The sequence below is a fragment of the Kitasatospora sp. NBC_01250 genome, from assembly GCF_036226465.1.
Classification (GTDB): Bacteria; Actinomycetota; Actinomycetes; order Streptomycetales; family Streptomycetaceae; genus Kitasatospora.
This window is the reverse complement of sequence record NZ_CP108476.1, coordinates 3,534,801-3,561,795: the sequence shown is the minus strand read 5'-3', so window position 1 is coordinate 3,561,795 and position 26,995 is coordinate 3,534,801. Positions and strand designations below refer to the sequence as shown.

At 71.8% G+C, this 26,995-nt stretch carries 19 protein-coding genes; 11 read left to right on the top strand and 8 right to left on the bottom strand.

The window, feature by feature from the left end; translation table 11 throughout:
• Positions 1 to 36: 36 nt before the first annotated feature.
• From OG500_RS14400 to OG500_RS14385, 4 genes are read right to left on the bottom strand one after another with little or no spacing between them, the layout of a single operon-like run.
• The gene (locus OG500_RS14400; RefSeq protein ID WP_329580400.1) at positions 37 to 1,266 is read right to left on the bottom strand and encodes a nucleotide disphospho-sugar-binding domain-containing protein; all 1,230 of its coding nucleotides are present in this window, start codon (positions 1,264 to 1,266) and stop codon (positions 37 to 39) included.
• Positions 1,267 to 1,318: 52 nt separating this feature from the next.
• Positions 1,319 to 2,146, bottom strand: a complete 828-nt coding sequence (locus OG500_RS14395; RefSeq protein ID WP_329580396.1) for an ABC transporter permease — start codon at positions 2,144 to 2,146, stop codon at positions 1,319 to 1,321.
• A complete protein-coding gene (locus OG500_RS14390; protein WP_329580393.1) occupies positions 2,143 to 3,147 on the bottom strand; it encodes an ATP-binding cassette domain-containing protein in 1,005 nt (334 codons plus the stop codon). The genes OG500_RS14395 and OG500_RS14390 overlap by 4 nt, the downstream gene beginning before the upstream one ends.
• A 44-nt stretch (positions 3,148 to 3,191) precedes the next feature.
• Positions 3,192 to 4,892: an FAD-dependent monooxygenase gene (locus OG500_RS14385; protein ID WP_329580390.1), complete on the bottom strand. Its 1,701-nt coding sequence runs from the start codon at positions 4,890 to 4,892 to the stop codon at positions 3,192 to 3,194.
• A gap of 113 nt (positions 4,893 to 5,005) precedes the next feature.
• Here OG500_RS14385 and OG500_RS14380 point away from each other — a divergent pair, with 113 nt between their 5' ends.
• From OG500_RS14380 to OG500_RS14370, 3 genes are read left to right on the top strand one after another with little or no spacing between them, the layout of a single operon-like run.
• Positions 5,006 to 6,052: a class I SAM-dependent methyltransferase gene (locus OG500_RS14380; RefSeq protein WP_329580387.1), complete on the top strand. Its 1,047-nt coding sequence runs from the start codon at positions 5,006 to 5,008 to the stop codon at positions 6,050 to 6,052.
• Between the two features lie 34 nt (positions 6,053 to 6,086).
• The gene (locus OG500_RS14375) at positions 6,087 to 7,271 is read left to right on the top strand and encodes an acyl-CoA dehydrogenase family protein (RefSeq protein WP_329580384.1); all 1,185 of its coding nucleotides are present in this window, start codon (positions 6,087 to 6,089) and stop codon (positions 7,269 to 7,271) included.
• Positions 7,264 to 8,313 carry a methyltransferase gene (locus tag OG500_RS14370; protein WP_329580381.1) on the top strand — a complete coding sequence of 350 codons (1,050 nt, stop codon included), beginning with the start codon at positions 7,264 to 7,266 and terminating at the stop codon, positions 8,311 to 8,313. The genes OG500_RS14375 and OG500_RS14370 overlap by 8 nt, the downstream gene beginning before the upstream one ends.
• Before the next feature lie 30 nt (positions 8,314 to 8,343).
• Here the strand turns inward: OG500_RS14370 and OG500_RS14365 are convergent, their stop codons facing one another.
• Complete coding sequence (locus OG500_RS14365; protein ID WP_329580378.1) at positions 8,344 to 11,610, bottom strand: BTAD domain-containing putative transcriptional regulator; 3,267 nt, start codon at positions 11,608 to 11,610, stop codon at positions 8,344 to 8,346.
• A 268-nt stretch (positions 11,611 to 11,878) separates the two neighbouring features.
• Between OG500_RS14365 and OG500_RS14360 the strand changes: the two genes are divergently transcribed.
• Positions 11,879 to 13,162 carry an NDP-hexose 2,3-dehydratase family protein gene (locus OG500_RS14360; protein WP_329580375.1) on the top strand — a complete coding sequence of 428 codons (1,284 nt, stop codon included), beginning with the start codon at positions 11,879 to 11,881 and terminating at the stop codon, positions 13,160 to 13,162.
• Positions 13,163 to 13,207: 45 nt separating this feature from the next.
• Here OG500_RS14360 and OG500_RS14355 read toward each other — a convergent pair whose 3' ends face one another.
• Complete coding sequence (locus tag OG500_RS14355) at positions 13,208 to 16,276, bottom strand: AMP-binding protein (RefSeq protein ID WP_329580372.1); 3,069 nt, start codon at positions 16,274 to 16,276, stop codon at positions 13,208 to 13,210.
• A gap of 242 nt (positions 16,277 to 16,518) precedes the next feature.
• Between OG500_RS14355 and OG500_RS14350 the strand changes: the two genes are divergently transcribed.
• The 5 genes from OG500_RS14350 (at position 16,519) to rfbH (ending at position 22,336) form a co-directional block, all read left to right on the top strand.
• Complete coding sequence (locus tag OG500_RS14350) at positions 16,519 to 17,277, top strand: SDR family NAD(P)-dependent oxidoreductase (RefSeq protein WP_329580370.1); 759 nt, start codon at positions 16,519 to 16,521, stop codon at positions 17,275 to 17,277.
• Positions 17,278 to 17,316: 39 nt separating this feature from the next.
• Positions 17,317 to 18,360, top strand: coding sequence for a ketoacyl-ACP synthase III family protein (locus OG500_RS14345; RefSeq protein WP_329580367.1), 1,044 nt, complete (start codon positions 17,317 to 17,319; stop codon positions 18,358 to 18,360).
• A 20-nt stretch (positions 18,361 to 18,380) separates the two neighbouring features.
• Positions 18,381 to 19,628, top strand: a complete 1,248-nt coding sequence (locus OG500_RS14340) for a nucleotide disphospho-sugar-binding domain-containing protein (protein WP_329580363.1) — start codon at positions 18,381 to 18,383, stop codon at positions 19,626 to 19,628.
• On the top strand, positions 19,607 to 20,950 hold the full coding sequence (locus OG500_RS14335; protein WP_329580360.1) for an NDP-hexose 2,3-dehydratase family protein: 1,344 nt from the start codon (positions 19,607 to 19,609) through the stop codon (positions 20,948 to 20,950). The genes OG500_RS14340 and OG500_RS14335 overlap by 22 nt, the downstream gene beginning before the upstream one ends.
• Before the next feature lie 84 nt (positions 20,951 to 21,034).
• On the top strand, positions 21,035 to 22,336 hold the full coding sequence (gene rfbH / locus OG500_RS14330) for a lipopolysaccharide biosynthesis protein RfbH (RefSeq protein ID WP_329580357.1): 1,302 nt from the start codon (positions 21,035 to 21,037) through the stop codon (positions 22,334 to 22,336).
• A gap of 77 nt (positions 22,337 to 22,413) precedes the next feature.
• On the opposite strand, the gene OG500_RS14325 is transcribed toward rfbH, so the two are convergent.
• The gene (locus tag OG500_RS14325) at positions 22,414 to 23,664 is read right to left on the bottom strand and encodes a nucleotide disphospho-sugar-binding domain-containing protein (RefSeq protein ID WP_329580354.1); all 1,251 of its coding nucleotides are present in this window, start codon (positions 23,662 to 23,664) and stop codon (positions 22,414 to 22,416) included.
• A 5-nt stretch (positions 23,665 to 23,669) separates the two neighbouring features.
• Positions 23,670 to 24,932: a nucleotide disphospho-sugar-binding domain-containing protein gene (locus OG500_RS14320; RefSeq protein ID WP_329580351.1), complete on the bottom strand. Its 1,263-nt coding sequence runs from the start codon at positions 24,930 to 24,932 to the stop codon at positions 23,670 to 23,672.
• Between the two features lie 155 nt (positions 24,933 to 25,087).
• Between OG500_RS14320 and OG500_RS14315 the strand changes: the two genes are divergently transcribed.
• Together OG500_RS14315 and OG500_RS14310 are read left to right on the top strand one after the other, a co-directional pair.
• Positions 25,088 to 25,726, top strand: coding sequence for an SDR family NAD(P)-dependent oxidoreductase (locus OG500_RS14315; RefSeq protein ID WP_329580348.1), 639 nt, complete (start codon positions 25,088 to 25,090; stop codon positions 25,724 to 25,726).
• A gap of 25 nt (positions 25,727 to 25,751) precedes the next feature.
• On the top strand, positions 25,752 to 26,978 hold the full coding sequence (locus OG500_RS14310; protein WP_329580345.1) for a nucleotide disphospho-sugar-binding domain-containing protein: 1,227 nt from the start codon (positions 25,752 to 25,754) through the stop codon (positions 26,976 to 26,978).
• Positions 26,979 to 26,995 lie beyond the last annotated feature (17 nt).

The following is a 26,995-nucleotide window of genomic DNA, read 5'->3' as shown; positions in this document are numbered from 1 at the left end:
CGGTAGGTGGGATCGGGGACACCGGCGTTTGCGGCATCAGCCCAGGCGCACCAGGGCCTCCAAGGTGGGGACCAGCGCGCTGGGCGGCGGGGCGTCGCGCATCTCGGCTCGCAGCGCCAGTGCCGCGCCCGCGTGACCAGGGTCTTCCAGCAGGGCGTCCACGGCACTCATGACCTGCGCCGCAGTGGCCGACAGGCCTTCGAGCGCGATCACGGATCCGGTGCGCGCGAGCCGGCGGCTGAACGTGATCTGGTCACTGGCCAGGGCCAGGGCCAGTTGCGGCACTCCCGCGATCGCGCCGTTCATCAGGCAGTTGTCGCTGCCGTGGTGGATCAGTGCGTCGCTGGAGGAGAGCAGAAGGTCGAGCGGGAAGTCCTGGAGCACCCTGACCTCGTCAGGCAGTCCGCCGAGCGCGCGCACCTGCTCCGCGCTCGCGGTGAGCACCACCTCGGCGCCGCCGCGAAGGGCGGCCGACACCGCCTCGCGCAGTGAGGGGACGTCGGGCCCGTAGATCCCGGTCGCCGACCGGCCCCACACCACGCACACCCGGGGCCGGTCCCGGGGGCTGTGGGCCCACTCGGGCAGCGGGCCGGGGCCGTTGTAGGGCACGTAGCGCATGGGCAGCCGGGTGGCCGACCCGAGTGGTGGGATCACCGAGCCGGGCGACGGGTCGATCACGTGGCTGATCTGCTCCCGGCCCCAGGGCTCCACGCCCGGTCGGGACAGGTTGTTCACCAGGTCCAGCAACCCCAGGTCCAGCCCCAACTCCTCGTCGACGGTGCCGAACAGGCCAGGGGCGACGTAGACGCTCGGCACGCCCGCGTCCCGCGCCACCAGGGCGCCGGTCTCGGCGAGCACGTCGTGGCAGACCAGGTGCGGCCGCCAGGAGCGGGCGAACCGCGCAGTCTGCTCGTAGCCGGCCAGCACGGATTTCCCGTACTCCTGGGAGAACGCCTTCTGGGCGGTGGCCACGTCGAACTCGTCGAGGTGGGTGACCCGTTGTCCAGTGCCCGGATGCAGTGGCAGACCCGGGAGCCGGACCTGGCCCTCGGCGACCCGGGCGTACAGGTTGAGCCGCGACATGTACATCATGTCCAGGCTCTCGAGGACCGGGACGGGCACCAGCCCAGCCCGGCCGATCGTGCCGGCCTGATCCTGACTGCACACCACCCGGACCTCGTGGCCGGCCGCTTGGAGGGCCCATCCGAGCGGAACCATGCAGAAGTAGTGGCCGGCCCAGTTCGAGGTCGTGAACAGGATCCGCAAGCTTCTCTCCTCATCAGTGTGGCGTTCGCTGTGGAGGTGGTCCGGCGCCCGGTCAGCGGCGCCGGGCCAGGCCCCGCAGCGCCAGCGGTGCGAACAGCAGGCCCACGACGGCCGAGGAGAGCAGCGTGTAGCAGACCGGCCGGGCCACGGCTCCGCCCAGCAGTACCCCGCGCTCCGCGGTGCCGAGCCAGGTGACCGGGTTGAGCTTGACGAACACCTGGAGCCAGCCCGGCATGGTCTTGGGCTCGGCGAACGCGCCACTGATGAACGACAGCGGGATGGTGCAGAGGAAGGAGAGCATCTGGACCGTCTCCACGGACCGCACCGACAGACCGATGGCCATCGCCAGCCAGGTCAGGCCGAAGGAGAACGCGGCCAGGAGCAACACCGCGAAGCCCAGGTTCCACCAGTGCGTCATGATCCGGAAGCCGAGCGCGAAACCCACGCCGAGCACCAGGACCAGGGCCCACATCTGGAGCATCAGGTCACCGCAGTAGCGGGCGAGCAGCGGTGCGGTGCGGGCGATCGGCATGGACCGGAAGCGGTCGAAGACGCCTCGTCCGACATCGCCGAAGAGGGCGGGCGCGCCTGCCATTGTCGCGAACACCGCGTTGTAGCCCATCATCCCGGGCACCTCGTACTGCAGGTAGGCGTGGCTGGACCCGGCCATCTCCCCGCCGTAGATGTACGTGGACAGCAGCAGGAAGAGGATTGGCTGCACACCGAGGAGGAAGAGCGGCTCCGGGTTGTGGCGGACCTGGGTGATGATGCGCCAGGTGAGCGCCGCGGTATGGCGCATCAGCCGGATCGGGCCGATCCGGCGTGCCTCGGGGATCAGGATGCCGGCCGGGGCGGCCGGGGCGTTCAGCGTCGTGCTCATGCGGCGTGCTCCTTGCTGGTGTTGGCGGCTACCGGGGTCCGCTGGTCGGTCCCGGCCGTCTCGTCCTGCTCGGGCATGGCGGTTTCGCCCAGGATGGCCAGGAACGCCTCGTCGAGGCTCGGCTTGCGCAGGCCCGCCTCGTCCACCTCCACGCCGGCCGCCGACAGACTGCCCAGCACCGCCGACAGCAGGGCGGCGTCCGCAGAGCCGACCACCACGGTGCTGTCCTCCTCGGTGGCGCGGGCCGCCACCGCCTGGGCGGCGGTCAGGGCCGTGCCCAGCTTGTCGGGGTCGCTCGGCCGGATGACCAGGGTGCGTCCGCCGGTCTGCGCCTTCAGCGCCTCGGCGGTGCCGCTGGCCGCGACCCGCCCCTTGTTGATCACCAGGAGATCGTCCGCGAGCTGGTCGGCCTCCTCCAGGTACTGAGTGGTGAGCAGCACCGAGGTGCCTTCGGCCGCCAGGCGGCGCACCGCCCGCCACAGCTCGAAGCGACTCTTCGGATCGAGGCCCGTGGTGGGTTCGTCCAGGAACAGCACCCGCGGCCGGCCCACCAGGCTCGCCGCCAGGTCGAGCCGGCGGCGCATGCCGCCCGAGTAGGTCCGCGCGGTGCGCCGGCCCGCCTCGGTCAACCCGAAGGTCTCCAGCAGCTCCGCTGCCCGCAGGCGGGCCTGCGACCGGTTCAGCTCCAGCAGCCGACCCATCAGCACCAGGTTCTCGGTGCCGGTGAGGTTCTCGTCGACCGCCGCGTACTGGCCGGTGAGTGCGATGAGTTGACGCACCCGGGCGGCATCACGGACGACGTCGTACCCGTAGATCCGTGCCTGCCCCGCGTCCGGCTTGGTCAGGGTGCTGAGGATACGCACGGCGGTGGTCTTGCCGGAGCCGTTCGGCCCGAGCAGGCCCAGGACCTGGCCGGGGCGGATCCGCAAGTCGACCCCGTCGAGGGCGGTCACCTCGCCGAATCGCTTGCAGAGTCCTTCGGCGAGAATCGCCTCGGTCATGGCTGGGTTCCCTCTCTGTGATCATGCGTTGCCGACTTCATGGTTCAAAGCGCCTCTGATGTGGCGCTGACACGACTGACAGGGCGCTGATATGGGTCCTGACACCAAGGTCCGGCGCTCTCGGACCAGCCGAGCAGCCGCGCGAACACGGTGTCGAGCGTCTGCCGCCCGGTTCCCTCCGGGGCCTGGTCGGTGGCCCGCCAGCCGACGAAGCCGTCGGGCCGCACCAGCACCGCGCCGCGATCCGTGATCCCGTGCGCGCTCGCGAAGTCGCCGCTCTCGTCGTGTAGTTCATCGCCGATCCGGTAGACCCGAAGCCCCAGCCGGTCCGCGAGCCGCCGTCCGGCGGCGGCCCAGTGCTCGCCCTCGGACCCGCAGAGCAGAACGAATCCGCCGCGATACAGGTCCAGCGTGGAGAGCGGCTCGGTCCCGCGCAGCACGCGATGGTGCGGGGCCCGGCTGCCTGGTTCCCCGGCGAACTCCAGGGACGGCGGCGGGGGCGTGGCTGTGCCGTCCTCGGCCGCGACGGCGGCCGAGCGGTAGCGATATCCGAGTACCGCTGTCAGCGGGTGCGCGACCGGGCCCTGAGGCCGGGCCGAGTCGGCCGAGCGCCGGCTCAACTGCTGGCGCACCGACTGCTCGCACGCCGCCAGGGCGACCGGCCGGCGTTCCTGCTCGTAGCTGTCCAGCAGGCTCAGTTGTGCGGTGCCGCGCAGCACTGCGGCCAGCTTCCAGGCCAGATTGTGCGCGTCCTGCACACCGGTGTTCCCGCCCAGGCCGCCGGCGGGTGCCATTACGTGCGCGGCGTCGCCGGCCAGCAGCACCCGGCCTGTCCGGTAGCGGTCGGCGGTCCACGAGGCGAGCTCCCAGGTCTGCACGGTGGTCACGGCCGACGGATCGGTGCGGGTGCCGAGCGCCAGGGGAGCCGGGAGGAGGTCGGGAACCCCGGTCGCCGCCCGGATCAGTTCCAGGCACCGGGACGGTGTGAAGTCCTCGGCCCGCTCACCGCTTTCCGGTCGGTAGGGCACCATGAGGACCCAGTGCTCGGGGTGGTCGAACCGGGTCAGCATGGTGTGCGGCACCGGCTGGTTGAGATAGCACAGGGCCAGGCGCCGGCCACGCAGCGGGCCGGCGAGATCCGCCCGGAACGGGATGTTCACGTAGTGCGCGATGCTGCCCGTCCCGCTGGTGCCGATGCCGAGGGCGGCTCGCACGGTCGAACGGTGCCCGTCGGCGGCCACCAGGTAGTCGGCCCGCACCACCTGCTCGGCGCCGGTGGCGCGGTCACACAGCTGGACGGTGACCCCGTCGGCATCCGGTCGGAAGGATCGCAGTCGGGTGCCGAACCGCAGTTCAGCGCCACGTAGTTGGGCCTGTTCGCGGAGCACTGGCTCCACGTCGTTCTGGTCGCACATCAGCGGCGTGGTCGGGCTGAGCGCGGTGAAGGACTCCAGCGCGGGGCGGGCGGCGTGGAAGAGCTGGTCCCCCGCCAGAGTGTCGGCCCGTGCGATCTCCGGCAGGTCACGCAGGACCGAGGCGGGCGCGCCGCGCAGCGCCGCCTCGATGCCGGCGGCACGCAGGACCTCCATGGTCCGCAGGTTCAGTCCGCGGCCGCGGGGGAGCGTCGACGGGCCGTCGTGCTGCTCGACCAGCAGGGTCCGTACCCCCTGGTCGGCGAGGAAGAGAGCCAGTGACAGGCCCACCAGCCCGCCCCCCGCGATCACTACCGAGACTTCACTGTCCATGCCGTTTCCCGTCACGTCGGAGGTGGTCGGGTCAGCGTGACGGGCGTTCTTCGAACGTCCCTCGAAGTTCCGCCACGACCATGTGCTCACTTGTCCAGCCATGGAAGGTAGTCATGACCACCACCGAACAGCCCGGTTCCCAGGTGCCCGCCGTCGACACCAAGCAGTTGCACGACATCGCCCGCGGTTACGTCAAGACCGCGCTCCTGCGCACCGCCTTCGACCTACGGTTGTTCGACCCGCTCGGGGACGGTCCGCTGACCGCGGACCAGCTGGCCGCGCACACCGACGTCAACCCGCGCGGCATGCGGATCCTGCTCGACGCACTGGCCGCCATCGGCCTGCTGCGCGCCGACGGCGGCCAGTACGCCCTGCCGCAGGGCGGTCGGGAGCTGCTGATCAGCACGAGCCCCCGGTTCTTCGGTGGCGCGGTCCGGCTCGGTGCCAGCGACTGGGAGTGGGACGCCCAGAAGACGCTGATCGACGCGGTGCGGCACGGCGGCACCGTCGCTCCGACCCACGCGCTCACCCCGGACTTCGACTACTGGCAGGAATTCGCCACTAGCACGACCTGGTTCAACAACGGTGCGGCCGAGCTGATGACCCAGCAGCTGCTGCCGTGGGCCAAGGACCGTGAGACGCTGGACGTGCTCGACATCGCCTGCAGTCACGGAAGTTACGGCTTCACCTTCGCGCAGGCCGAGCCGCGTGCCACGATCACGGGCCTGGACTGGCCGAACGTCCTGGAGATCACCCAGCGCCACGCCGAACGGCTCGGGCTGGGCGACCGCTTCAAGACCATCGCCGGCGACATGTTCAAGACGCCGCTGGGCGGCCCCTACGACCTGGTGATGCTCACCAACGTGCTGCACCACTTCTCCCAGGAGGAGGCCACCGAGCTGCTGCGGCGCGCGGCCACCGCCGTCAAGCCGGGCGGCCGGATCGCGGTGGTCGGCCACACCACCGACGAGGGCGACACCCCGCACACCAACCCGCTGCCGTACATGTTCTCGGTGATCATGCTGGTGCAGACGCACCAGGGTGAGACCCACTCGGTGGACACCTACCAGCAGATGCTGACCGAGGCCGGCTTCGTCAACCCCACAAGCCACCGCAGTGAGGCGGCCATGCACCGGCTGTTCCTCGCCGACCGGCCCTGACGACACTAGGAGGCCACTCATGTGGGATATCGGCGTGTCCACGATCCCCGAGCCGCGCCCCGGGCAGCCGGGGCCACTGGCCGCTGCCGCCGTCACCGCCCGGTCGGTCGTCGAGCCGCTGGCACTCCAGGCGGACCGCGATCGCCAGCTGGCCTCCAAGGCGGTCGAGGCGCTGACCGACGCTGGGTTCAGCCGGCACTTCGTGCCCCGGCGGTTCGGTGGTTCGGCCGGTACGTTCAGCGACTTCGTCGCCGCAACGACCGAGGTGTCGCAGGGCTGCGCCGCCGCCGGTTGGTGCGCCTCACTGTTCGCCTCACACGCCCGCCTCGCCGCCTACCTGCCGGCCGAAGGCCAGCAGGCAGTGTGGCGGGAGGGGCCGGACGCCCGGATCTCGGCGGGCTTCGTGCCGAACGGCGAGGCCCGGTCGGTCTCCGGCGGCTGGCGGCTGAGCGGCAGCTGGAACTTCATCAGTGGCGTGGACTTCGCGCACTGGGTCTTGCTGACGGCCTGGGAGCCGGGTATCGCGGAGAAGCGGTTGCGTTTCTTCGCGGTACCGCGCCGTGACTGCGCGGTTGAGGACACCTGGTTCACGGTCGGACTGCGCGGCACGGGCAGCCGGACCGTCATCCTCGACGACGTGTTCGTGCCGGTCGCCCGGACGTTCAGCCAGGCCGTCCTGCTGGCCGGTACAGCCCCCGAGACGGAGCCGGTCGGTTGCCATGGGGTGCCCCTGCGCCTGGTCAACGGGCTCACCATGCTCACCCCCGCGTTCGGATCGGCCCTGGGAGCGCTGTCCGCCTGGACGGGGTGGATCGGCCGCAAGACCGAGGTGCTGATGGGGCGTACGGTGCAGGCGGCGGAGAAGCCGTCGGTGCAGTCGGTGCTGGCCCGCGCCTCGTTCGCAATCGATGCCGCGGGTCTGCTGCTCGGCCGGATCGCGGCCCAGGCCGACGCTGGTGCCGGGCCGCAGACCGTTCCCCGCAACCACCGTGACTTCGCCCTCATCGCCGAGACACTGACCGAGGCGGTGGACCGGTTGCAGCACGGCAGCGGCGCGCGCGGGCAGCTGGAGGGCAGTGCGGTGGAAAGGGCCTGGCGGGACGTGCACGCGGCTGCCAGCCATGCCGCTCTGGAGTTCGACAGCAATGTCGGCGTCTACGCCCGGAGCGTCCTTGCGACAGCCGGGCCCACCACTAAGGAGGAACCGTCCCATGGCTGAGTCGCCAGAGATGATCGAGCCCGAGGTCGCGGCGCCGCTGCGGCTGCACTCCTTGGCGTACAGCCTCGGTGTGACCGCCGCGATCACCGCGGCCGCTCGGCTGGAACTGGCCGACGCGCTCGGCGAGCAGCCGCTGACCGTCGGCGCGCTCGCGTCGGCGGTCGGCGCCGATGAGGAGGCGCTCGGCCAGTTGCTGCGGGCGCTCGCCTGCCAGGGGTTGTTCCGGGAGACCACCGAGGGTGTGTACGCCCACACCGAGCTCTCCCGGCTCCTGCGCGCGGACGCGCCCGGCGGGCGCCGGCCGATGGCCCTGCTCGCCGGGGCGCCGTTTGCCTGGCAGATCTGGTCGCGACTGGACGAGGCGGTCCGCACCGGCCGCAGCGTCTTCCCCGAGGTGTACGGGACGACGCTCTTCACCCACCTGCACGAGGAGGAACCGGAGCTCGGGGCACTCTTCGATCGGGCGATGGCCAAGTCCGGCGAGATCACGGCGGCCGCGGTGGCCGAGGCCTTGGATCTGGCGGACTGCGGGACGGTGGCCGACATCGGCGGGGGCCGCGGCACCCTGCTGAGGGCCCTGCTGGAGCGGTGGCCCCAGCTGCGCGGGGTCCTCTTCGACCTGGAGCGGGTGGTGTCCACCACGGATCCCGCGCTGCTCGACGGCGGGGAGCTGGGCGACCGCTGCGCGGTGCTGGCCGGCGACTGCCACCAGGACATCCCGGTGAAGGCGGACACGTACCTGCTCAAGGGCGTGCTGCACATGTGGGACGACGACACGGCGGTCGCCGTCCTGCGCACGCTGGCCAGCAGTGCTCCGGCGGGAGCCAGGGTCGTGCTGATCGAGCAGGTCCTGGACCTCTCCCGCACACCGGAGATCGCCACCGTGATGAACCTGCTGATGCTGGTCAGCCAGGGTGGCCGGGAGCGCACCAGCGGCCAGTTCCGCGCGCTGTTCGAGCAGGCCGGGCTGGAGTTCCGGCAGATCACGGGTACTGGCAGTCAGGTGCACCTGGTCGAGGGTGTCGTGCCCGCCGCCCGCTGAGCAGCGCCCGCGGCCGGTACGCGTGGGCCGTCAGGTCCTCCTGATGGCCGCGAAGACGCCCGCCAGTGTGGTCTCGGCCGCGCACGAAATCCCCCACTGGTGGGCCGCGGTCAGCTCTGTGTCGCTCAGTACCATCGCGCAGCGTTCCCGGATCCGCGTCATGTCGAGGTGGCCCGCCGCCAACGCCGCTGTCCCGGCCGTGACGCCGAGCAGGCGCATCGCTCGCTCGGCCTCGCCCCGGGCGGCGGCGATGTCGGCGGCCAGCAGTGCCACACGACCGGCCACCCGCGCGTCACCCAGCAGGAGGGAGTGCGACAGGGCCTCCTCGCAGTGGTCCCCGGCCAGGCCCAGGTGGTCTCGCGCCACCTCAACATGGCCCAGGCCGCACAGCAGCAGGGCGAGCTGTCCCACGTCAGGGCGCGGGGCGGCCCGCAGTGCGGCGATGCTTCGCGCGAGGCAGGCCGCGGCCACCGGAAGGTCGCGCTGCCAGCGGGCGATCTCGGCGAAGGCCCCGCGGATGTGCGGCAGGCAGCGGGTGACCCCGCTCTGCCGGGCCGTGCGCAGCCCGGTCTCCAGCAGGGCACGTGCCCCGGGCAGGTCACCGCTCCCGGCCAACACACTGCCGAGTCGTGCCCGTAGCAGCACCTGGTCCTCCAAGGCGCCCAACTCCGCCGCCAGCCGCAGCGCGTCCTCCAGCAACTCGATCGCCTCGCTCGGTCCGGCGGTGCTGGCGGCGATGTCGGCCAGCGCGCTGAGCGCCTGGATCTGCCCCCACCGCTCGCCGATGCTCCGCGACTCCCGCAGCGCGGCCCGGAAGTGCCAGATGGCGCGTGGACCGTCGCGCCGGGCGGAGTAGAGGTGGCCGCAGTTGAGATGCCCACAGGAGCGCACCCAGGCGTGCGGAGCCCGGGTGAGCTGCGCCATGGCGTCGAGTGCGCCGTCGGGGTCCTGGTCGAGCACGCTCAGCATGCCCCGGAACGCGGTGAGTTCTGGGCGTTCCTCAGTGCCTGGCGAGCAGCTCTGCTCGGCCAGGTCCAACCAGGAACGAATGCTCGCCAGCGCGTCGGCCATCCCCTGTGGCGAAGCGGTGGGCGCGAGCGCGGACATGATCATGACGATGGCGCGGGCATCGGCCGGGGCGTCCTCGCCCGGCACGGCCAACGCCCGGTCCGCCCAGTCCGCGGCCTCGATCTGCTGGCCGCACAGCGACCAGTACCTGCCCAGGGCAGCCACCAGGCGGATCGCCAGCGCACCCTCGCCGGCGGCGAGGGACCAGCGCAGCGCCGCCTGCAGGTTGTCGTGGTCGGCGGCTACCCGGCCCAGCCAGAGGGCCTGGTCCACCCCGATCAATCGCTGTTCGGCCGTCTCCGCCAGCTGGGCGAAATGCCTTGCGTGCGTGGCCCGCAAGGCCGCCTCCTCGCCCTCGTCGTCGAGCCGCTCGGCCAGATAGCCGCGCACGGTCTCCAGGGTGTGGTAGCGCGCCTGTGGTCCGGATTCGTCGAGCTGGACCAGCGACTTGTCCACCAGTGCCGTCAGCAGATCGACCACGTTGCGGGGAACAACCCCGACCCCCGGGTCGGTGCAGATCTCCTCCACCGCCCTCAGCGTCGCCCCGCCGGAGAACACCGCCAGCCGGCGGGCCAGTACCCGCTCCTCCAGGCGGAGCAGTCCCCAGCTCCAGCCGACGGCGGCGTGCAGCGTGCGATGCCGCTCCGGGCGGCCCCGAAGATCGCTGGAGAGGATCCGGAAGTGGTCGTCCAACCGTTCGGCGACCTCGGCCGGCGACAGGGCCCGCAGCCGTGCCGCGGCCAGTTCCAGGGCCAACGGCAGGCCGTCGAGCCGCCGGCAGATCCGCGCCACGTCCGCCGCGTTGCCCTCGTCCACCTGGAACGAGGAGCGCACCGCCCTGGTGCGTTCGGTCAGCAGCTGGACGGCCGGGCTGTCGCGCACCTGGTGGAGCGTGGCCTTGACGGGTGGCAGGGGCAGCGGTCGCACGGACAGCAACTGCTCGCCGTCGGTGGCCAACGGCTCCCGGCTGGTGGCCAGGATCCGCACCCCGGGGCACCACTGGAACAGTTCGTCGGCCAGTTCTGCCACCGCGTCGATCACGTGCTCGCAGTTGTCCAGGACCAGCAGCAGCTCGCGGTCCCCGACCGCGTCGATCAGCCGCTCGTACGGAGTGGCAACGGGTACCTCTGCGGCCCCCAGCACCGCCGGACTGCTCGCGGCGAGGGCGGCCAGCACGGTCTCCGGCACCCGGGCGGGATCCTCGACCGCGGCTAGCGCCACCCACCACACGCCGTCCTCGAAACGGTTCGTGAGAGTCTGCGCCGCCTCCACGCCGAGCCGGGTCTTGCCGACGCCGCCGGGGCCGATCAGGGTGACCAGGCGTGCTTCGACGAGCAGTTGGGAGAGCTCGGAGAGTTCCGCCGCCCGCCCGAGGACGCGGGTGAGCCGCATCGGCGCAACGGAGCGCATCGTGCCGGTGCGCCGCGCCCGGGCGGCGGTGGGCCGGCTCACCGCGGCCGGCTGCACGGCGGCGACCACCGCCGGTTCCTCGCGCAGTACCGCGAGGTGGGCCCGTTCCAGGTCCGGCGACGGGTCCAGGCCCAGCTCGTGGCTGAGTCGGCCGCGCACCCGGGCGTATACGTCCAGTGCCTCGGCCTTGCGCCCGGCCGCGTGCAGGGCCCGCATCAGCCGGGCGTGGCACAATTCGTCGATCGGCGCCGAGGCGGCCAACTGCTCCAGTTCGGGGACTATCTCGGCCCCGCACCCCAACGCCAGGTCGGCATCGATCCGGTCGCCGAGGACGGTGCGCCGCAGCTCCGTCACCCGGGCCGCCGCGGCCTGGACGAACAGGGCGCCGGCCGCTTCGCTGAATTCCTCGCCGCGCCACAGCTCCAGGGCCTCGCGCAAGGTCCGGGCCGCGAGCTCCGGCTCGGCGGCGAGCTCGGTGTGGCCGCGCCGCGCCAACTCCTCGAACCGCCAGAGGTCCACCGCGTCGCCCGGCACGTCCAGCGCGTACCCCGACGGGCCGGAGGTGATGGGCAGGGCGGGCGCCAGCCGGCGCAGCCGGGACACCAACGCCTGCAGGGCGTTGAGCGGGCGGGCGGGCGGCGCGGCACCCCACAGGTCGTCGATGAGACGTTCGGCGCTGACCGGACGGCGGTGGGCCAGCACGAGGCGGATCACCAATGAGCCGACCCGGGCACCGGGCAGGTCGACGGGATCACCCTGCGGGCCGCGGACCACCAGCGGCCCGAGGACGGCTACCTGGATCCCGGTCGCTGTACTCATGGCTCGACCCACTTTATCCCGTCGCGCCTGCGGCGGACCCCGGTGCCTCCCGCGGACCTGGTCCCGCCCGCTCCGCACGGGTCCTGTCCCCTCCCTCGGCCGCTCCTTGAGCGCCGCTCGGAGCAGACTCGTTAGGGTGCGCTGCGCCCACCCACACGAGGAGAAGGTCCGTCGTATGTCTGCTCCTTCCACGGATTTCGACAGCAGTGCGGAAACGGCCGAACAGGACCGCCGACTGGCCGTATCGGCGTTGGCGGTGGACAGTCCGGTGACACCGAACGCGTGGTTCGACTCCTGGTTCGCCGCGCACCGCCGGCGCAGCGGCTTCCGGGTGGCGCGCATCGCGTTCGACCGGCTCGTAGGCTGGGGCTTCGACCCGGGAGCGGGCACGCTGACGCACGACAGCGGCCGATTCTTCTCCGTGGAGGGGCTGCGGGTGGAGGCCGGCGACGAGGTCGGCACCTGGGAGCAGCCGATCCTGGTGCAGCGCGAGATCGGGATACTCGGCATCGTCGTGCGGGAGTTCGACGGAGTCCTGCATTTTCTGATGCAGGCCAAGCTGGAGCCCGGCAACACTGGCGCGGTGCGGCTGTCGCCGACGGTCCAGGCGACCCGGAGCAACTACACCGGGGTGCACCAGGGCAGGGCCATCCCGTACATCGAGCACTTCGTCGCGCCGCGCTCCGGCCGGCTGCTGGTCGACGGCCTGCAGTCCGAGCGCAGCAGCTGGTTCCTGCGCAAGCGCAACCGCCACATGGTGGTGGAGGCCGTCGGGGAGGTCGCGGCGCACCAGGACTTCTGCTGGCTGACCCTCGGCCAGCTTCGTCGCCTGCTGCTGCGGGACAACACCCTGAGCATGGAGGCCTGTTCGGTGCTGTCCTGCCTGCCGGGCAGTGCGCCGTCGGAGGGCGGCCGGCCGCGGCACGGCATCAGCGAGGTGCTCGGCGTGCTCTGCGAGGTGAAGGCCCGCCACGAGGTGGGGCAGCACCGGATTCCGCTGGCTTCGGTGACGTCCTGGCGCCGTCTCGACGACGAGATCTCCCGCACCGACGGAAGGTTCTTCAAGGTGATCGCCGCGGAGGTGTACGCGGACAGCCGGGAGATCCTGCACTGGACCCAGCCGTTGCTCGCGCCGGCCCCTGGTGGTGTGGCCGTGCTGCTGACCCGCAGGTTCGCCGGGGTACGGCACGTGCTGCTACATGCCCGGGTGGAAGCCGGTTCGCTGGACGTGGCGGAGTTCGGGCCGACCGTCCAGTGCACGCCGAGCAACTACCGGGACCTGCCCGTGCACCGGCGGCCGCGGTTCCTGGAGCTCGCGCTGTCCGCAGCGCCCGAGCGGATTCTGTACGACACCGTGCAGTCGGAGGAGGGGGCCCGCTTCCACCATGCCGAGAGCCGCTACCGGATCATCGACGTGGCCGATGAACTGGACGACGTGCCAGACGACTTCGTCTGGGTGACGGCTGGCCAGATCGCCCGGCTGTTGACCTACGGCTACCACCTGAACATGCAGGCGCGCACGCTCGTCGCGGCGCTGCACGCGCTGGCGTGATCCCTCGCCGCCCGTCCTTGGGCGGGCGGCGAGGGATCACGTGGATCAGCCAGGCAGGCCGCTGAGCACGGCCGCCTCGGTCGGCACTTGGGCGGCCAGCCGCTCAGCGTCGGCGGCCGACAGCACGTCGGTGCGATAGCGGATCAGACCGCCGAGGTCGGGGTGCGGCCGCAGCTCCAGGTGGACCTCCGGAATCCAGGTCTGCGGGGCGACCCGGATCTGCTCGCCGTGCAGCCCGTCGGCGATGTCCACCCGGGACGGCGGAACCTCCTCCAGAACGAAGTACGCCTGGAGCAGCGGGTGGCGCCCCGATGTGTCCAGAGGCCTGGGAAGCTGGAGATCGATCGACAGCAGGGGCGCGCTCATCGCCTCCCGCAGCTGCTCAGCGGCCTGCCGCAGCAGGACTCGGGGGGCGGCAGCTGGCGACAGGCGCAGCGCGATCATGCTCGCGTAGCAGCCGATCGAGTCGGCGCTGGCCGGCAGGAACCGGCCGGAGACCGGAGTGCAGAAGGCCAGGTCCGTGGCACCGGTGTGGGCGCCGAGCACGCGCGCCCAGGCGGCCAGGAACACCGCGCTCGCAGTGCCGCCGACTGCCGCCGCGGCGCGGCCGGCGCCGGCCATGAGCTCCGGAGTCAGCGCCAGGTCCACCTCGGCCGTCGGTCCGTAGCGCGGCACCTCGCGCGCGCCGGGGAACGCGATCGGGGCGATGTCGGCCACTCGCTCGCGCCAGGTTCGGGCGGCTGCCGGCCGCTGCTCCGCATGGGCCCGCAGCTGGTCCTGATAGGTGGCAAAGAAGGAGGCGGCCGGCTCTTCGAACGCGGGTCGTCCGTGTGCAATCGCCCGGTAGGCGTCGAAGAGGTCCCGCCAGAACACCTGGGTCGACCACGCGTCGAAGGCGATGTGGTGCCCCACGACGGCCAACAGCCGGTCGCCGCCGGTCGTGGCCAGCAGCCGCGCCCTGATCGGCAGGCCGTCGCGCAGCGTGAACGGCGCTGTGAGCCAGCGGCGCGCCTCGCGCTCGGCGCCGTCGAACGACCGTGGGACGGAGTCCACCTGGAGCACGCCGGTGGTCTCGGCCGGTGCCGCCACTTCGGCCCGCAGCCCCTTGGCGCCCGGGCCGAACCGGGCCCGCAGCACGTCGTGGCGCGCCACCACGGCGTCGAGCGCCGCCCGCAGGCGGGCCACGTCGAGGCTGCCGCGCAGCACGAACAGCATCGGCATGATGCTCTCGTGCAGGTCGGGCTCGTGTTCCGCCATGCGCCAGAACTTCTCCAGTGCGAACAGCGAGTACTCCGGCTCCACCGGGTCGGCCGCTGCCGGGCTCGCGGCCGTGGCCGGGCGCTGGTCCGTGCGGTGGGCCAGCAACGCGCCGATGGACCGGGCCTTGAGAACGTCCGTCTCGGTCACCTGCCGGTCGAGTGCCCGGGACAGCCGGGTCGCCAGCCGGATCGCGGTCATCGAGGTCGCCCCGCCGTCGAACAGGTCCTCGTCCGATGAAACGGGATGGCCCATGACGCCAGCGGCGATCGTAAGGGCCGTGACCAGGGCGCTCTGCTCGGCCGCGCTGTCCCCGGTCGGCGCCGATTCCCCGGCCGGCGCCGATTCGGGCGCGGCGGCTGCTGCCTCGCGGGGCGCGCGGGGCAGCAGTGCGGTCAGCGCCCGGTAGTCGACCTTTCCGTTGGGCAGCTTCGGCATCCGGTCGACCGGCAGGACGAGTTCGGGGACGAAGGCGGCTGGGAAGGCCGCGGCGACGGTCTTGGTGACCAGGTCCGCTGATGGTTGCGCACCGCCCTCGCTGCTCACCACCGCGGCGAGGCCGATCGCCCGGTCGGTGTCGTCACGCAGCGCCAGCACGGTCGCCCGGCTCACGCCTGGGACCTGTTCGATGACCGCCTCCACCTCGGTGGGCTCGATCCTGACCCCGCGGATCTTGAGCTGTCGGTCACGGCGGCCGATGAAGATCAGCCGCCCTTGCGGGTCGCGGCGGGCCAGATCCCCGGTGAGGTAGGCACGTTGCCTGACCCCGCCCAGCTCCAGGGTGGGAAAGCGCCGTCCGGTTGACTCCGGGTCGCCGAGGTAGCCGTTGGCCAGGCCCTGGCCGGTGATGACGATCTCGCCGGTCGCGCCCTCGGCGACCAGGCGATGCTCCTCGTCGAGGAGCCAGACCTCGGTGCCGGACACCGGCCGGCCGATCGGGACCTGGGTTCCGTCCTGCGGGTGGACCCGGTGCATGGTCGTGTACGTGGTGTTCTCAGCGGGCCCGTAGGTCTGCTGGAGCCGCAGCTGTGGGAAGTGCCGCAGGCACTCGGTGAGGTGGCGCGCGGAGTGCCGCTCGCCACCCGTGATGAGCAGGTCGAGGCCGCTCAGGCAGTCGATGTCGTCGTCGACCAGCGCGTTGAAGATCACGGTGTTCAGAAACAGTGCGTTGGTGCCCTCGGCGATGGCGGCGCGCACGCGCGGCCCGGTCGGGTGCGTTCCACCCGACAGCACGCAGGTGCCGCCGCTGACCAGCGGGGTCCACAGCTCCCAGCAGAGGGCGTCCCAGGCGCTCGACGCGGTCTGATAGGTCACCAGGTCGCCGACGACTGTGCAGTCCGCGTCGAAGGCGAGTCGCACGACGCCCCGGTGCGGCGCGAGGACGCCCTTGGGTGCGCCGGTACTGCCCGAGGTGAAGAACACGCACAGAGTGTCGGTTCCGCTCAACTCCGTTTCGGTGAAGGGGAACGGGTCATCGGGGGCAAGCCGGCCCAGGGCCTCCTCGACCGTAATGGTGGGCACGCCCGCCACCGCCGGGGTGCCCGGCTCGACCACGCACAGCCGCACCTCGGGGAAGGCGGCGATCTGTTCGAAACGGCCGGCGGGCCAGTCGGGCGGCACGAGCGTGTAGGCGGCGCCGCACCAGACGATGCCGAGCAGCAGCTTCACCGTGTCCGGCACGCAGGCGGCCCGGACCGCCACCACATCGCCACGGCCCAGGCCTCGCGCAGCGAGGAAGCCGGCGCTGCGGCGGGCCGCCTCGACCAGCTCGCGGTAGGACGTGTCCACCCCGTTCCAGCGCAGCGCGGTCGCGGTGGGTGTGCGCTGGGCGTGGCCGACGACCCACTGATGTGCCAACTCGCGCTCCAGTGGACGGTCCGCGCTCGTCGGCCCCCCCGCTGCGGATGGTTTCTGCCTTACCACGATGACCTCCTGAGCGACGGTCCTGATACGGGCGACACCCCAGCCTGTCCCGCGGACTTCGAGCACCCGTCGAATCGATGCGGCCTGGACCGAGCCTCGAAGGCGGGTCAGCAGGCTCATCAGGCCAAGGGTGGTGGTCGTGAGCCACCGCCCCACCTGCCGTTTGGAGGACCATCGTGGACTTGGGACTGGCTGACCGCGTCGTGCTGCTGACCGGGGCCACTCGGGGCATCGGCCTGGCCACCGCCCGGGCCTTCGCGGCGGAGGGCGCGCGGGTGGTCCTGACCTACCGCCGGGGGAAGGCGGAGGCCGACGCGCTGGTCGCCGAACTGGGTGGCCCTGAGCGGGCATTGGCAGTGCGGTACGCGCTGGACGAGCCCGGGTCGCCCGAGCAGGCCGTGGCCGAGGCGAGCCGCCGTTGGGGCGGCGTCGACGCACTGGTCGCCAACGCCTACCGGCGTGGTGGCCGTCGCCCCGCCAGCGAGCGGTTCGAGGAGGTGCCCGCCGAGGAGTGGCGGGCCGTGCTGACCGACAACCTGGCCGGTACGGTGCGCACCGCGCAACTGGTGCTGCCCGGCATGCGAGAGCGTGGCTGGGGCCGGGTGGTGCTGATTTCCTCGCACATCGCCACCCACGGCCGCCGGGGCCAGGAGGTCTACGGCGCCGCGAAGGCGGCGCTGCACGGACTGACCCGCAGCCTGGCCTGGGAGGCCGGCGCGGACGGTGTCCTGGTCAACGTCGTCGCACCCGGGCTCACACTCACCGAAGGCGTGCTGGAGATGCTGCCCGAGGCACTGCGCGAGCAGGAGCGGGAGCGCACGCCCACCGCCCGCCTGTCCGAGCCGGACTCGGTGGCCAGGGCGGTCGTCTTCCTCTCCTCCGCCGCGAACTCGAACATCAGTGGTCAGGTGCTCCATGTCGACGGCGGGCGCTGAGCAGCACGTCTGGCCGCACTCATCGACCGGGAGAGGGCGTTGAAGGTACAGGACATCTACATCGACTCCGTCGGCACGTACGTGCCGGAGATCTTCAGCTCCGCTGACGCCGTGGCGCAGGGACTCTACGACGCGGACATGTACGAGGAGGCGGAGCTCACCGGCGTCGCGATATCGCCGGGCGTCTCCGGCCCCGACATGGCGGTGCGTGCGGCCCAGCAGGCGTTCGAGCGGGCCACCCTGACCCGCGCGGACATCGACGCCGTGTTCCACGCGTCCTGCTTCTACGAGGGGCCGGACGCGTGGTGCGCCCAGAACTACGTGCAGTTGAAGGCGGTGGGGGAGGCCGTGGGCCACAGCGTGCCCGCCTTCGAGGTCCGGCACGGCTGCAACGGCATGTTCGACGCGTTCGAGCTGGCCGTCTGCTACCTGCGGGCCTCCGAGGACCGGGACACCGCGTTGATCACCACGGGCGACAACATGGACTCGCCCCTGATGGACCGCTGGCGGTCGGTGCCGTTCCAGCTGATCGGCGACGCAGGCGCCGCGACGGTACTGACCAAGCGCGGTGGCTTCGCCCGGCTTCGCTCGGTCGGCACAGTGCTGGTCCAGGAACTGGAGGGGCTGCACCGGGGCGCCGAGCCGCTGTTCCCACCGCCCCCGACCACCCGCGTCCCGCTCGACATGGCGACCAGGTCCGCGCAGTACTTCGCCGGCCGACCGTACGGGGAGTTCAACGAGCTCAGCCTGGGCGGACTGAACACCTTGGTCGCCCGTCTCACCGAGGAGGCGGGTGTCAAGCTCGCGGACATCGCCCGGGTCTCGTACATGAGCGTGTCGCGGGATTTCACCGAGCAGCGGCTGATGGTGCCGCTCGGGCTGCCGATGGAGAAGTCCAGCTGGGAGTACGCGCGGGGAGTCGGCCACCTGGCCACATCCGACCACCTGGCCGCCTTCGACCACCTGGTGGGGACGGGCGCCCTGGTGCCGGGTGACCTGATGCTCATGATCGGTCTGGCGCACGGCCTGTCCATCGCCGGTGCGGTCATCGAGATCACCGCCACTCCGCCATGGCTCCGCTGACCGGCCGGGGGAGACCGACCATGCGCATTCTCTTCGCGACCTGGGCCGCGCCCGGCCACTTCTACCCCTTCGTTCCGCTGGCCTGGGCCTGTCAGGCCGCAGGGCTGGAGGTCAGAGTGGCGGCTCCGCCGTCCTGCCAGGCCATGGTGCGCGCCGCCGGGCTGTCGGCCGTCGCGGTAGGCCCGGACAACGAGAAGCCCCCGAGCAAGGAGGCGGTCCGCCACGTCAGGTCCTGGGGCAGCGATCGTCCGTGGCCCGACGGCTGGACGGCCCGCCCCGAGCTGCTGGACGACCGGCAGACGCTGGTCCTCGACTACACCGCTGGCAAGCAGGTGGCGTTGGCCGCCGCCATGGCCGAGGACCTGGTGTCCTTCGCCCGGTGGTGGCGGCCCGACCTGGTGGTCTGCGACACGCTGTGCTTCGCGGGCCCCGTGGCCGCGGCGGCGATTGGGGTACCGCACGTCGCCGTCGGCTGGGAGCTGGCCACGCTGGTGCGCTCCGAGCGCGCCGGTCGGGGCCAGGGCTGGCTGCCCGGCTACGCCGAGTTGTTCGAGGCCTTCGGGGTGGCGCCCCGGGCCTGTGCCGACCGAGTGATCGAGATGAGCCCGCCCAGTCTGCGGATCGACGAGTCGTTCCCGTTGAGCCGCATCCCGATGCGCTACGTGCCCTTCAACGGGGCCGGCACTGCGCCGTCCTGGCTCGCCGACCAGCCCCGCCGACCGCGGGTCTGCGTGACCAGCGGTGTCTCGCTCGCCCGGTACGACGCCGGCACAGGAGCCGAGGTCACCCGCAAGCTGGCGGAGTCGGTCAGCGAACTCGGGCTGGACCTGGTGATCGCCGCGAGCCGTGGTACGGACCTCACCGGCCTGCCGCCCGGCACCCGGGTCGTCGAGGGGATCCCCTTCCACCTGCTGCTGCCCACCTGCGCCGCGGTGGTCCACCACGGCGGCGCGGGCACGGCGATGACCGCGGTCGCCTCCGGCGTGCCGCAGCTGATCATCCCCCAGTCACCGATGTACGCGGAGATCGGCCACCGGGTCCGGTCGGCCGGCGCCGGTGCGGTGACCGATGCCGACAGCACCCCCGAACAGGTGGGTGCCGCGCTGGCCGAGCTGCTCGAGAACCAGCGATACGCGAGCAGCCTGGCCGCAGTCAGGGTCGAGATGGCCGCCATGCCGGCCCCCGCCGACGTGGTGCGCGAGCTGACCGCCCAGGCCTTCACCCGCCGCTCCCAGGAAGGAATCCCATGCCCGACGACAACACGGTAGACCCGCTCGGCCGCTTCCACCGATGGTTCGGCCAGCGGGCCAGGGCCACCGACTACGCGGTGCGGGAAACGCCACTGGGCGCCCTCGACGGCTGGCGGGTGGACCGGAGCACCGGCGACATCGTGCACCGTACCGGCCGGTTCTACACCGTCGAGGGCCTGCGGGTGACCGCTTTGGACGGGACCGAACGCAGCTGGTCGCAGCCCATCATCCGGCAGCCCGAGATCGGCATCCTGGGTTTGCTGGTCAAGGAGTTCGACGGCGTCCCGCACCTGCTCATGCAGGCGAAGATGGAGCCCGGGAACATCAACACGCTGCAGTTGTCGCCCACCGTCCAGGCCACGCACAGCAACTACACCCGGGTGCACCAGGGGAACCCGGTCCCCTACGTCGAGTACTTCACCGTGCCGGGGCGCGGACGGCCGCTGGCCGACGCCCTCCAGTCCGAGCAGGGCTCGTGGTTCCTGGGTAAGCGGAACCGCAACATCATCGTCGAGACCACCGAGGAGGTGCCGCTCCTGGACGGCTTCCACTGGCTCTCGCTCGCCGAGCTCGACGCGCTGCTGCGGCTGGACAACGTGGTCAACATGGACTCTCGCAGCGTGCTCGCGGCCTATCCCGCGCCGCCGCGCGCCGCCGTCGCCGACGAGGACTCCTTCCGCGGGGCGCTGGCCCGTTCGGCGGCCGCGCCGGCCGACCGCACCGACCTGTTGAGCCGGTTCACTGCCGCCAAGGCCGCCCGCTCGCTGACCCGGGAGCGGGTCCCGCTCAACGACTTGCCGGGCTGGCACGACGACTCCGGGCGCGTCGTCCGTGAGGACGGACGCTACTTCGCGATCCTTGGGGTCGACGTCGAGGCCGCCGACCGCGAGGTGCCGCGCTGGTCGCAGCCGCTGCTGGCGCCGGTCGGCCGCGGTGTCATCGCGCTGCTGACCAGGCGCGTCGACGGAGTGCTGCACCTGCTGCTGCGTGCCCGCACCGAGGCCGGCACCTTCGACGTGGCCGAGTTGGGCCCCACCGTGCAGTGCGTTCCGGAGAACTACCAGGAGCCCGAGGCCTCGCAACCCCCTTTCCTCGACTACGTGTTGTCACTGCCGCAGGACCAGGTGCGGTTCGACGCCGTGCACTCGGAGGAGGGCGGCCGCTTCTACCACGCGGAGAACCGCTACCTCGTGGTCGAGGCGGATGACGACTTCCCGTTGGAGCTGCCCGACGGATACCTGTGGGCCACCCTGCGGGACATGACCGAACTGGTCCGGCACAGCCACTATCTCAACGTGGAGGCACGCTGCTTGCTTGCCTGCCTGAACACCCTTCGATGACCGAGGCGCGGCGGGACCTCCACTGGGCGGCAGCGGGCTTCCGGCGGCTCGGAGAACGTCCCCGTTCCCAGGAAGAGACGTGACATGAGTGAGGGAAAGACACATATCCTCGAGCTGGTACGCAAGTATCACCGGGAGAGCGCACAGCAGGAGTTCGTGCCGGGAATCACCCCCATCTTCCCGTCCGGGGCGACCTTGGACGAGGACGACCGGGTCGCGCTGACCGAGGCGGCCCTCGACATGCGGATCGCGGCCGGCGTGAGTTCTCGCCGGTTCGAGCGCGAGTTCGCCAGAGTGCTCGGTCTGCGCAAGGCACACATGACCAACTCCGGCTCGTCCGCGAACCTGCTGGCGCTCTCGGCGCTGATGTCGCCGCAGCTGGGGGACCGCAGGCTGCGGCGCGGCGATGAGGTGATCACCGTGGCGGCTGGCTTTCCCACGACGGTCAACCCGATCATCCAGAACGGGCTGCTCCCGGTCTTCGTCGACGTGGAGCTCGGCACGTACAACACCACGCCCGAGCGGATCGCCGAAGCCATCACGCCGAAGACCAAGGCAATCATGATCGCGCACGCGCTGGGCAATCCCTTCGCGGCGGAGGAGGTGGCCAAGCTCGCCGCCGACCACGGGCTCTTCCTCATCGAGGACAACTGTGACGCGGTGGGCTCGCTCTACCGGTCCAAGCCCACCGGGTCGTTCGGCGACCTGGCCACCGCAAGCTTCTACCCGGCCCACCACATCACCACGGGCGAAGGGGGTAGTGTCGCGACCGGGAACCTGGCGCTGGCCAGGATCGTGGAGCAACTGCGCGACTGGGGCCGGGACTGCTGGTGCGAACCGGGGCAGGACAACACCTGCTTCAAGCGGTTCGACTACCAGTTGGGGACGCTGCCACACGGCTACGACCACAAGTACATCTTCTCGCACATCGGGTACAACCTGAAGTCGACCGACCTGCAGGCGGCTCTCGGGCTGAGTCAACTGGCCAAGCTGGACCACTTCACCGAGGCGCGCAAGCGCAACTGGCAGCGTATGTGGGAGGGACTGGCCGAGGTGCCGGGCTTGCTGCTGCCGCGCGCGACGCCGGACAGCGACCCGAGCTGGTTCGGCTTCGTCCTCACGGTGCTGCCTGACGCGCCCTTCACCCGGCGGCAGTTGGGGGACTTCCTGGAGGCACGGCGGATCGGCACCCGTCGGTTCTTCGGCGGCAACCTCACCCGGCACCCCGCCTACCTCGACGAGCCGCACCGGGTCGTGGGCGACCTGGCCAATTCCGACATCATCACCGAGCGCACCTTCTGGCTCGGTGTCTACCCGTCGCTGACCGGCGAGATGATCGACTATGTGACCCGGTCCATCAGGGAGTTCGCCGCCGCGGCGGCCTGACCGGTGGCGGGGCCCAGCCACCGGTCACGACAACGGCTCCCCCTGCGGCACCCGACCGGGTGCCGCAGGGGGAGCCGTCACCGGTAGCAGGGCAGGTCGGCCGCCGTCAGCCGGCCGGTCCTCGCCAGCCGTTCGAGCGGGGCGACCAACTGCGCCGGAGTCGGCTGAGCCCGGATCACCTCACGCAGCTCGGCCGCCGCCTGCCGCGGACCGCTCGGCGAGAGCAGCCGCTCGGCGGCCGCCGCCACGTCGGCGGGATCGCTTCGCAGCGCGGACAGCGCGATGGCCGCCCCCGTGGCCGCCATGCGCCGGCTCACCGCCATCCCCTCGTCGGTGTACGCGAGGGCGAGCTGCGGTGTCCCCGAAGAGGCCGCGGTCATCAGCGCATTGGCGCTGCCGTGGTGGACGAGGGCGTCGCTGGCCTCCAGCAGCAGGCGCAGCGGGAAGCTGTGGAGCACCCGCACCTCTTCCGGCAGCCGCAGTGCTTCGGCCTGTGCCGGAGTCGTGGTCAGTACGACCTCCGCGCCCTGGCTGAGCAGCGCCGTGATCGCGGTCCGCAGCGGCGGGATGTCTGCGGCCTCCGCGGCGATCGACTCGCTCACCAGGACCGCGGCCCTGGGCCGGTCCCGCTCCCGGGTCAGCCACTCGGGCAGCACCGCGGGGCCGTTGTACGGGATGTAGCGCACCGGGAGCCGCAGCGCGGACCTCATCGGCGGCATCGCGCTGTCCGGCGACGTGTCGATGATGTAGTCGACATGACTGGTGTTCCAGCGTGGCCGGCCGTACCGGGGAAACGAGCCGGAGGGATCACCGTCGCCGAGGTCCACCCCTGGCTCGGTCTCGGCAATGCCGTGCATTCCCGGCGGGTAGTAGACGGAGGGGCAGCCGGTGAGCTGGGCGGCGAGCGCGCCCTCCGGCGCGGTCAGGTCGTGCACCACCAGATCGGGCCGCCAGCTCTTGGCGAAGGAGACGGCCCCGTCGTAGCTGCGCCGGATCGCCTGGTGTGCCTGCTCCTGGAACCGGGGCGCCTCGGCCGCCACGTCGAACTCGTCCAGGGAACGGACGGGTCGGCCGGTGTACGGGTGGAGCGGAAGCCCTGGCCGCTGGCCCGACATGGTCTCCAGGTAGCGGAACATCCGGCCCATGGTCGTCATGTCGACGCACTCCAGGACCGGGGCGGCCACCAGCCCGGTGCGGCTGACCGACTCGGCCTGACTGGGCGGGCAGGCCACCCTGACCTCGTGGCCGGCCGCCTGCAACGCCCAGCCCAGCGGGACCATGCAGTAGTAGTGTCCGCGCCAGTCCGACACGGTGAACAGGACTCGCACGGGTCTCACCACCCCGCCGTGACGAGTGCCTGGTCCCAGTGGCCGGTGCGGGCCAGCTGTTCCAGTCCGGGGACCAGGGCCGCCGGTGAGGGCCGTGCCGCCAGATCGGCCGCCACCTGCCCGGCCGCGCGCCGTAGGTCCTCGTCCGCCAGGACGGCGGCCACCCCGGCGTGGATCTCCTGCGGGGTCGAGGTGAGGGCCGACATGGCCAGGGCGCCGCCGCCGCGTGTCACCCGTTCCCGGTAGACGGGCTGGTCGATGCTCAGGGTGAGGCAGAGCTGCGGCACGCCCGCGGCGTAGGCGTTCATGACGGTGCCGGCGCCCCCGTGGTGGATCACCGCGTCGCAGCCGGCGAGCAGCAGCTGGACCGGGAAACCGGTCAGCACTCGGATCTGCTGGGGGAGTTCGCCCAGCGCCGCCACCTGTTCCCGGCTCGCGGTCAGCACCACCTCGGCACCCGTCGCCACGGCCGCCTCCAGCGCGTGGCGCAGCGCGGGGACGTAGGGCCCGTACATCGCCGTTGCCGAGTAGCCCCACAGCACGCAGATGCGCTGACCGGCCCGGGGCTCGATCAGCCAGTCCGGAACGGAACCGGTGCCGTTGTACGGGACGGGCCGCACAGGGATGCGCAGGGCGGTGCCGTGCGGTGGTACGGCCTGGTCCGGCGAGGGGTCGAGGACGTAGGAGATCTGTTCGCGGCTCCACGGCTCGGCGCCGTGGCGGGCGAACGAGCCGGTGGGGTCGCCCAGGCCGGTGTTGAGCACCGGATCGGTCTCCGCGGCGCCGAACAGGCCCGCCGAATGGTAGAGGGCGGGGACGCCCGCCAGCCGGGCCGCCAGCGCGCCCTCCGGGGCCATCAGATCGTGGACGACAAGGTCCGGCGGCCACGCCCGGCTGAGCCGCACCACCGCGTCGTAGCTGTCCATCACGCGCCGCCCGGCGTCCTGCCAAAAGGCGGTGGTCTGCGCCGCGATGTCGAACTCGGCGAGGTCGCCGACGGGTGCTCCGGTGACCGGATGCAGCGGCGGCCCCGGCAGCGCGCTCGTCCCGTCCACGGCCTCCTGGTAGCGGATCAGCCGGGTGCAGTAGGTCATGTCAGGGCCGTCCAGCACGGGGGCGGGGATCAGGCCGGCGCTGCTGACCGCCGCCGCCTGCGCGGGCGGGCAGGCCACCCGGACTTCGTGTCCCGCGGCCTGCAGGGCCCAGCCCAGCGGGACCATGCAGAAGTAGTGGCCGGCCCAGTCGGACACGGTGAACAGTGCTCTCATTCAGTGCTCCCGGCTCATCGATGTCGTGCCGTCAGCGTGCCGAGTCGGCTTCGACCGGAGGTAGAAGGGCCTTCGAGTCGCGCTCGGTGCGGCCCCGACCGCGATCGCCGGAACCTATAACGTGGCTCGAAGAGGCGCCCGTAGATTCTGTGGCCATGATGCAGTTGTCGTTGGACTCCAAGATCGCCGTGGTCACCGGGGCAGAGACGGAAACCGGTGCGGCCATTGCCGCGGAACTCGCCCGGAGGGGTGCCGCCGTCGCCGTGCAGTACCTCTCCTCATTCCCCCGTGCCAAGCAACTGGTTCGGGACATCGAGCAGGCCGGCGGGCAGGCCGTCGCCATCAAGGCCGATTTGCGCGACCCGCAGCAGACCAGACTGCTGTGCATGAAGGCGGCCGGCGCGTTCGGTGACATCGACGTCGTGGTGGCGGTCGAACCGGCCGACACCACGTCCGGCACCCCCGGCGCCGATCCGGTCGCGGAACTCGCCGAGGGGGTGCGGGCGCGGCTGGTGACCGGCCTCGGCCCGATGTACGCGGCGCTGCCCGACATGGTGGGCCGCGGCACCGGCGCGCTGGTGTACGTCGCGGCTTCCGCGCTGCCGGAGTCGGCCGAACCGGATCTGGTGCAGAGTGTCTCGCGTGCCGCGCTGCGTGAGGCGATGTCCCGACTCGAGACGGAGTTCGGCCCGTTCGGCGTATCAATGCACGCCCTGCCGGCCAGCTCCGCGCAGCAGGTCGCCCACGACGTCGCGCTGCTGGCCGCCGATGCGGTCAACGGCGCGACGGTGTGAGAGGCGGGCCGTCGCGATGAGGGTGATGTTCACCGCGACGAACTGGAAGGGCATCTACTTCTGCATGGTGCCGCTGGGCTGGGCGTTGCAGGCCGCCGGGCACGAGGTGCGGGTGGTCTGCGCCGAGGAGCAGGCACCGACCATTGCCCGGGCGGGACTCACCCCGGCGCCGGTACTCGAAGGCTTCGAGCTGATGGGGGTGGAGCGCATGTCGCGCTACGCCGCCGCGGTGGGCTCTCCCGGTGAGTTCGCGGCGGTGCCGCCGGTCCACCCGGTCACCGGGCAGTCGGTGGCCGACTACGCCGAGTACGACATCGCCAAGGAGCGGGAGGCCTTCGCGCGCCGCTACGACGAGACGATGGGGCGCAACTGTGACGCGGCCGTGGCGTTCGCGAGAGCGTGGCGGCCCGATCTGGTGGTGCACGACCTGATGACCCCCGAGGGCGTGCTGGCGGCCGAGGTCCTGTCGGTGCCGTCGGTCTACCACTCGCCCGGCCTGTTCGGAAGCGTGGAGGCCGGGCTGCACGACCCCACCGGGGCCTTCCCCCGGCACGGCGTCCACGGCTGGGACCGGTCGCGGATCGCCTACGCCATCGACCCCTCGCCGGACATGATGGCGCCGGACCTGGGGAACGCGCTGCGGCTGCCGGTCCGCTACGTCCCGTACAACGGGCCCGGTGCGATGGAGCCTTGGCTGATGGAGCGTCCCACCCGCCCGCGGGTCTGCCTTCTGTGGGGCAACTCGGCCTCCGGCATCTTCGGCACCTCGGTGCCGGCCCTGCGGTACGCGATCGACGCGGTGGTCGAGGCTGGTGCCGAGCTGGTGCTCACTGCGGCTCCCGAGCAGATCGCTGCGCTCGGGCTGCTTCCTGAGGGTGTCCGTGCCCTGCGCGACCAGCCGCTCCACCTCCTGCTGGAGCACTGCGACGCGGTCATCCACCAGGGCAGCGTCAATCCGATGATGACCGCAGCGGGGCTGCCGCAGCTCATTCTCGCGCTCACCGACGACCAGATCGAGATAGGCCGGCGGTTCGCCACCGGAGGGTCGGCGATCCTGCTGCCCGGGATCGACGCCACGGCGCCCCAGGTGCGGGAGGCGGTCGGGCGGCTGCTCACCGACGACTTGTTGCGTGCGGCGGCCATCCGCGTGCGAGCCGACGCCGACCGCCACCCGACTGTCGCCGAGCTGGTGCCGGCGCTCGAACAGCTTGCCCGTACCGGCGCGCTCCGTGCTGCCGACCTCCCCGGGTGACCGGCTGCCCGCCCGTT

What these genes read in the sequence shown, in the direction of transcription:
- OG500_RS14395 (WP_329580396.1), bottom strand. Translation starts at nt 2,146, where the DNA reads ATGAGCACGACGCTGAACGCCCCGGCCGCCCCGGCCGGCATCCTGATC.
- OG500_RS14390 (WP_329580393.1), bottom strand. Translation starts at nt 3,147, where the DNA reads ATGACCGAGGCGATTCTCGCCGAAGGACTCTGCAAGCGATTCGGCGAG.
- OG500_RS14385 (WP_329580390.1), bottom strand. Translation starts at nt 4,892, where the DNA reads ATGGACAGTGAAGTCTCGGTAGTGATCGCGGGGGGCGGGCTGGTGGGC.
- OG500_RS14380 (WP_329580387.1), top strand. Translation starts at nt 5,006, where the DNA reads ATGACCACCACCGAACAGCCCGGTTCCCAGGTGCCCGCCGTCGACACC.
- OG500_RS14370 (WP_329580381.1), top strand. Translation starts at nt 7,264, where the DNA reads ATGGCTGAGTCGCCAGAGATGATCGAGCCCGAGGTCGCGGCGCCGCTG.
- OG500_RS14365 (WP_329580378.1), bottom strand. Translation starts at nt 11,610, where the DNA reads ATGAGTACAGCGACCGGGATCCAGGTAGCCGTCCTCGGGCCGCTGGTG.
- OG500_RS14340 (WP_329580363.1), top strand. Translation starts at nt 18,381, where the DNA reads ATGCGCATTCTCTTCGCGACCTGGGCCGCGCCCGGCCACTTCTACCCC.
- OG500_RS14335 (WP_329580360.1), top strand. Translation starts at nt 19,607, where the DNA reads ATGCCCGACGACAACACGGTAGACCCGCTCGGCCGCTTCCACCGATGG.
- rfbH (WP_329580357.1), top strand. Translation starts at nt 21,035, where the DNA reads ATGAGTGAGGGAAAGACACATATCCTCGAGCTGGTACGCAAGTATCAC.
- OG500_RS14320 (WP_329580351.1), bottom strand. Translation starts at nt 24,932, where the DNA reads ATGAGAGCACTGTTCACCGTGTCCGACTGGGCCGGCCACTACTTCTGC.
- OG500_RS14315 (WP_329580348.1), top strand. Translation starts at nt 25,088, where the DNA reads ATGATGCAGTTGTCGTTGGACTCCAAGATCGCCGTGGTCACCGGGGCA.
- OG500_RS14310 (WP_329580345.1), top strand. Translation starts at nt 25,752, where the DNA reads ATGTTCACCGCGACGAACTGGAAGGGCATCTACTTCTGCATGGTGCCG.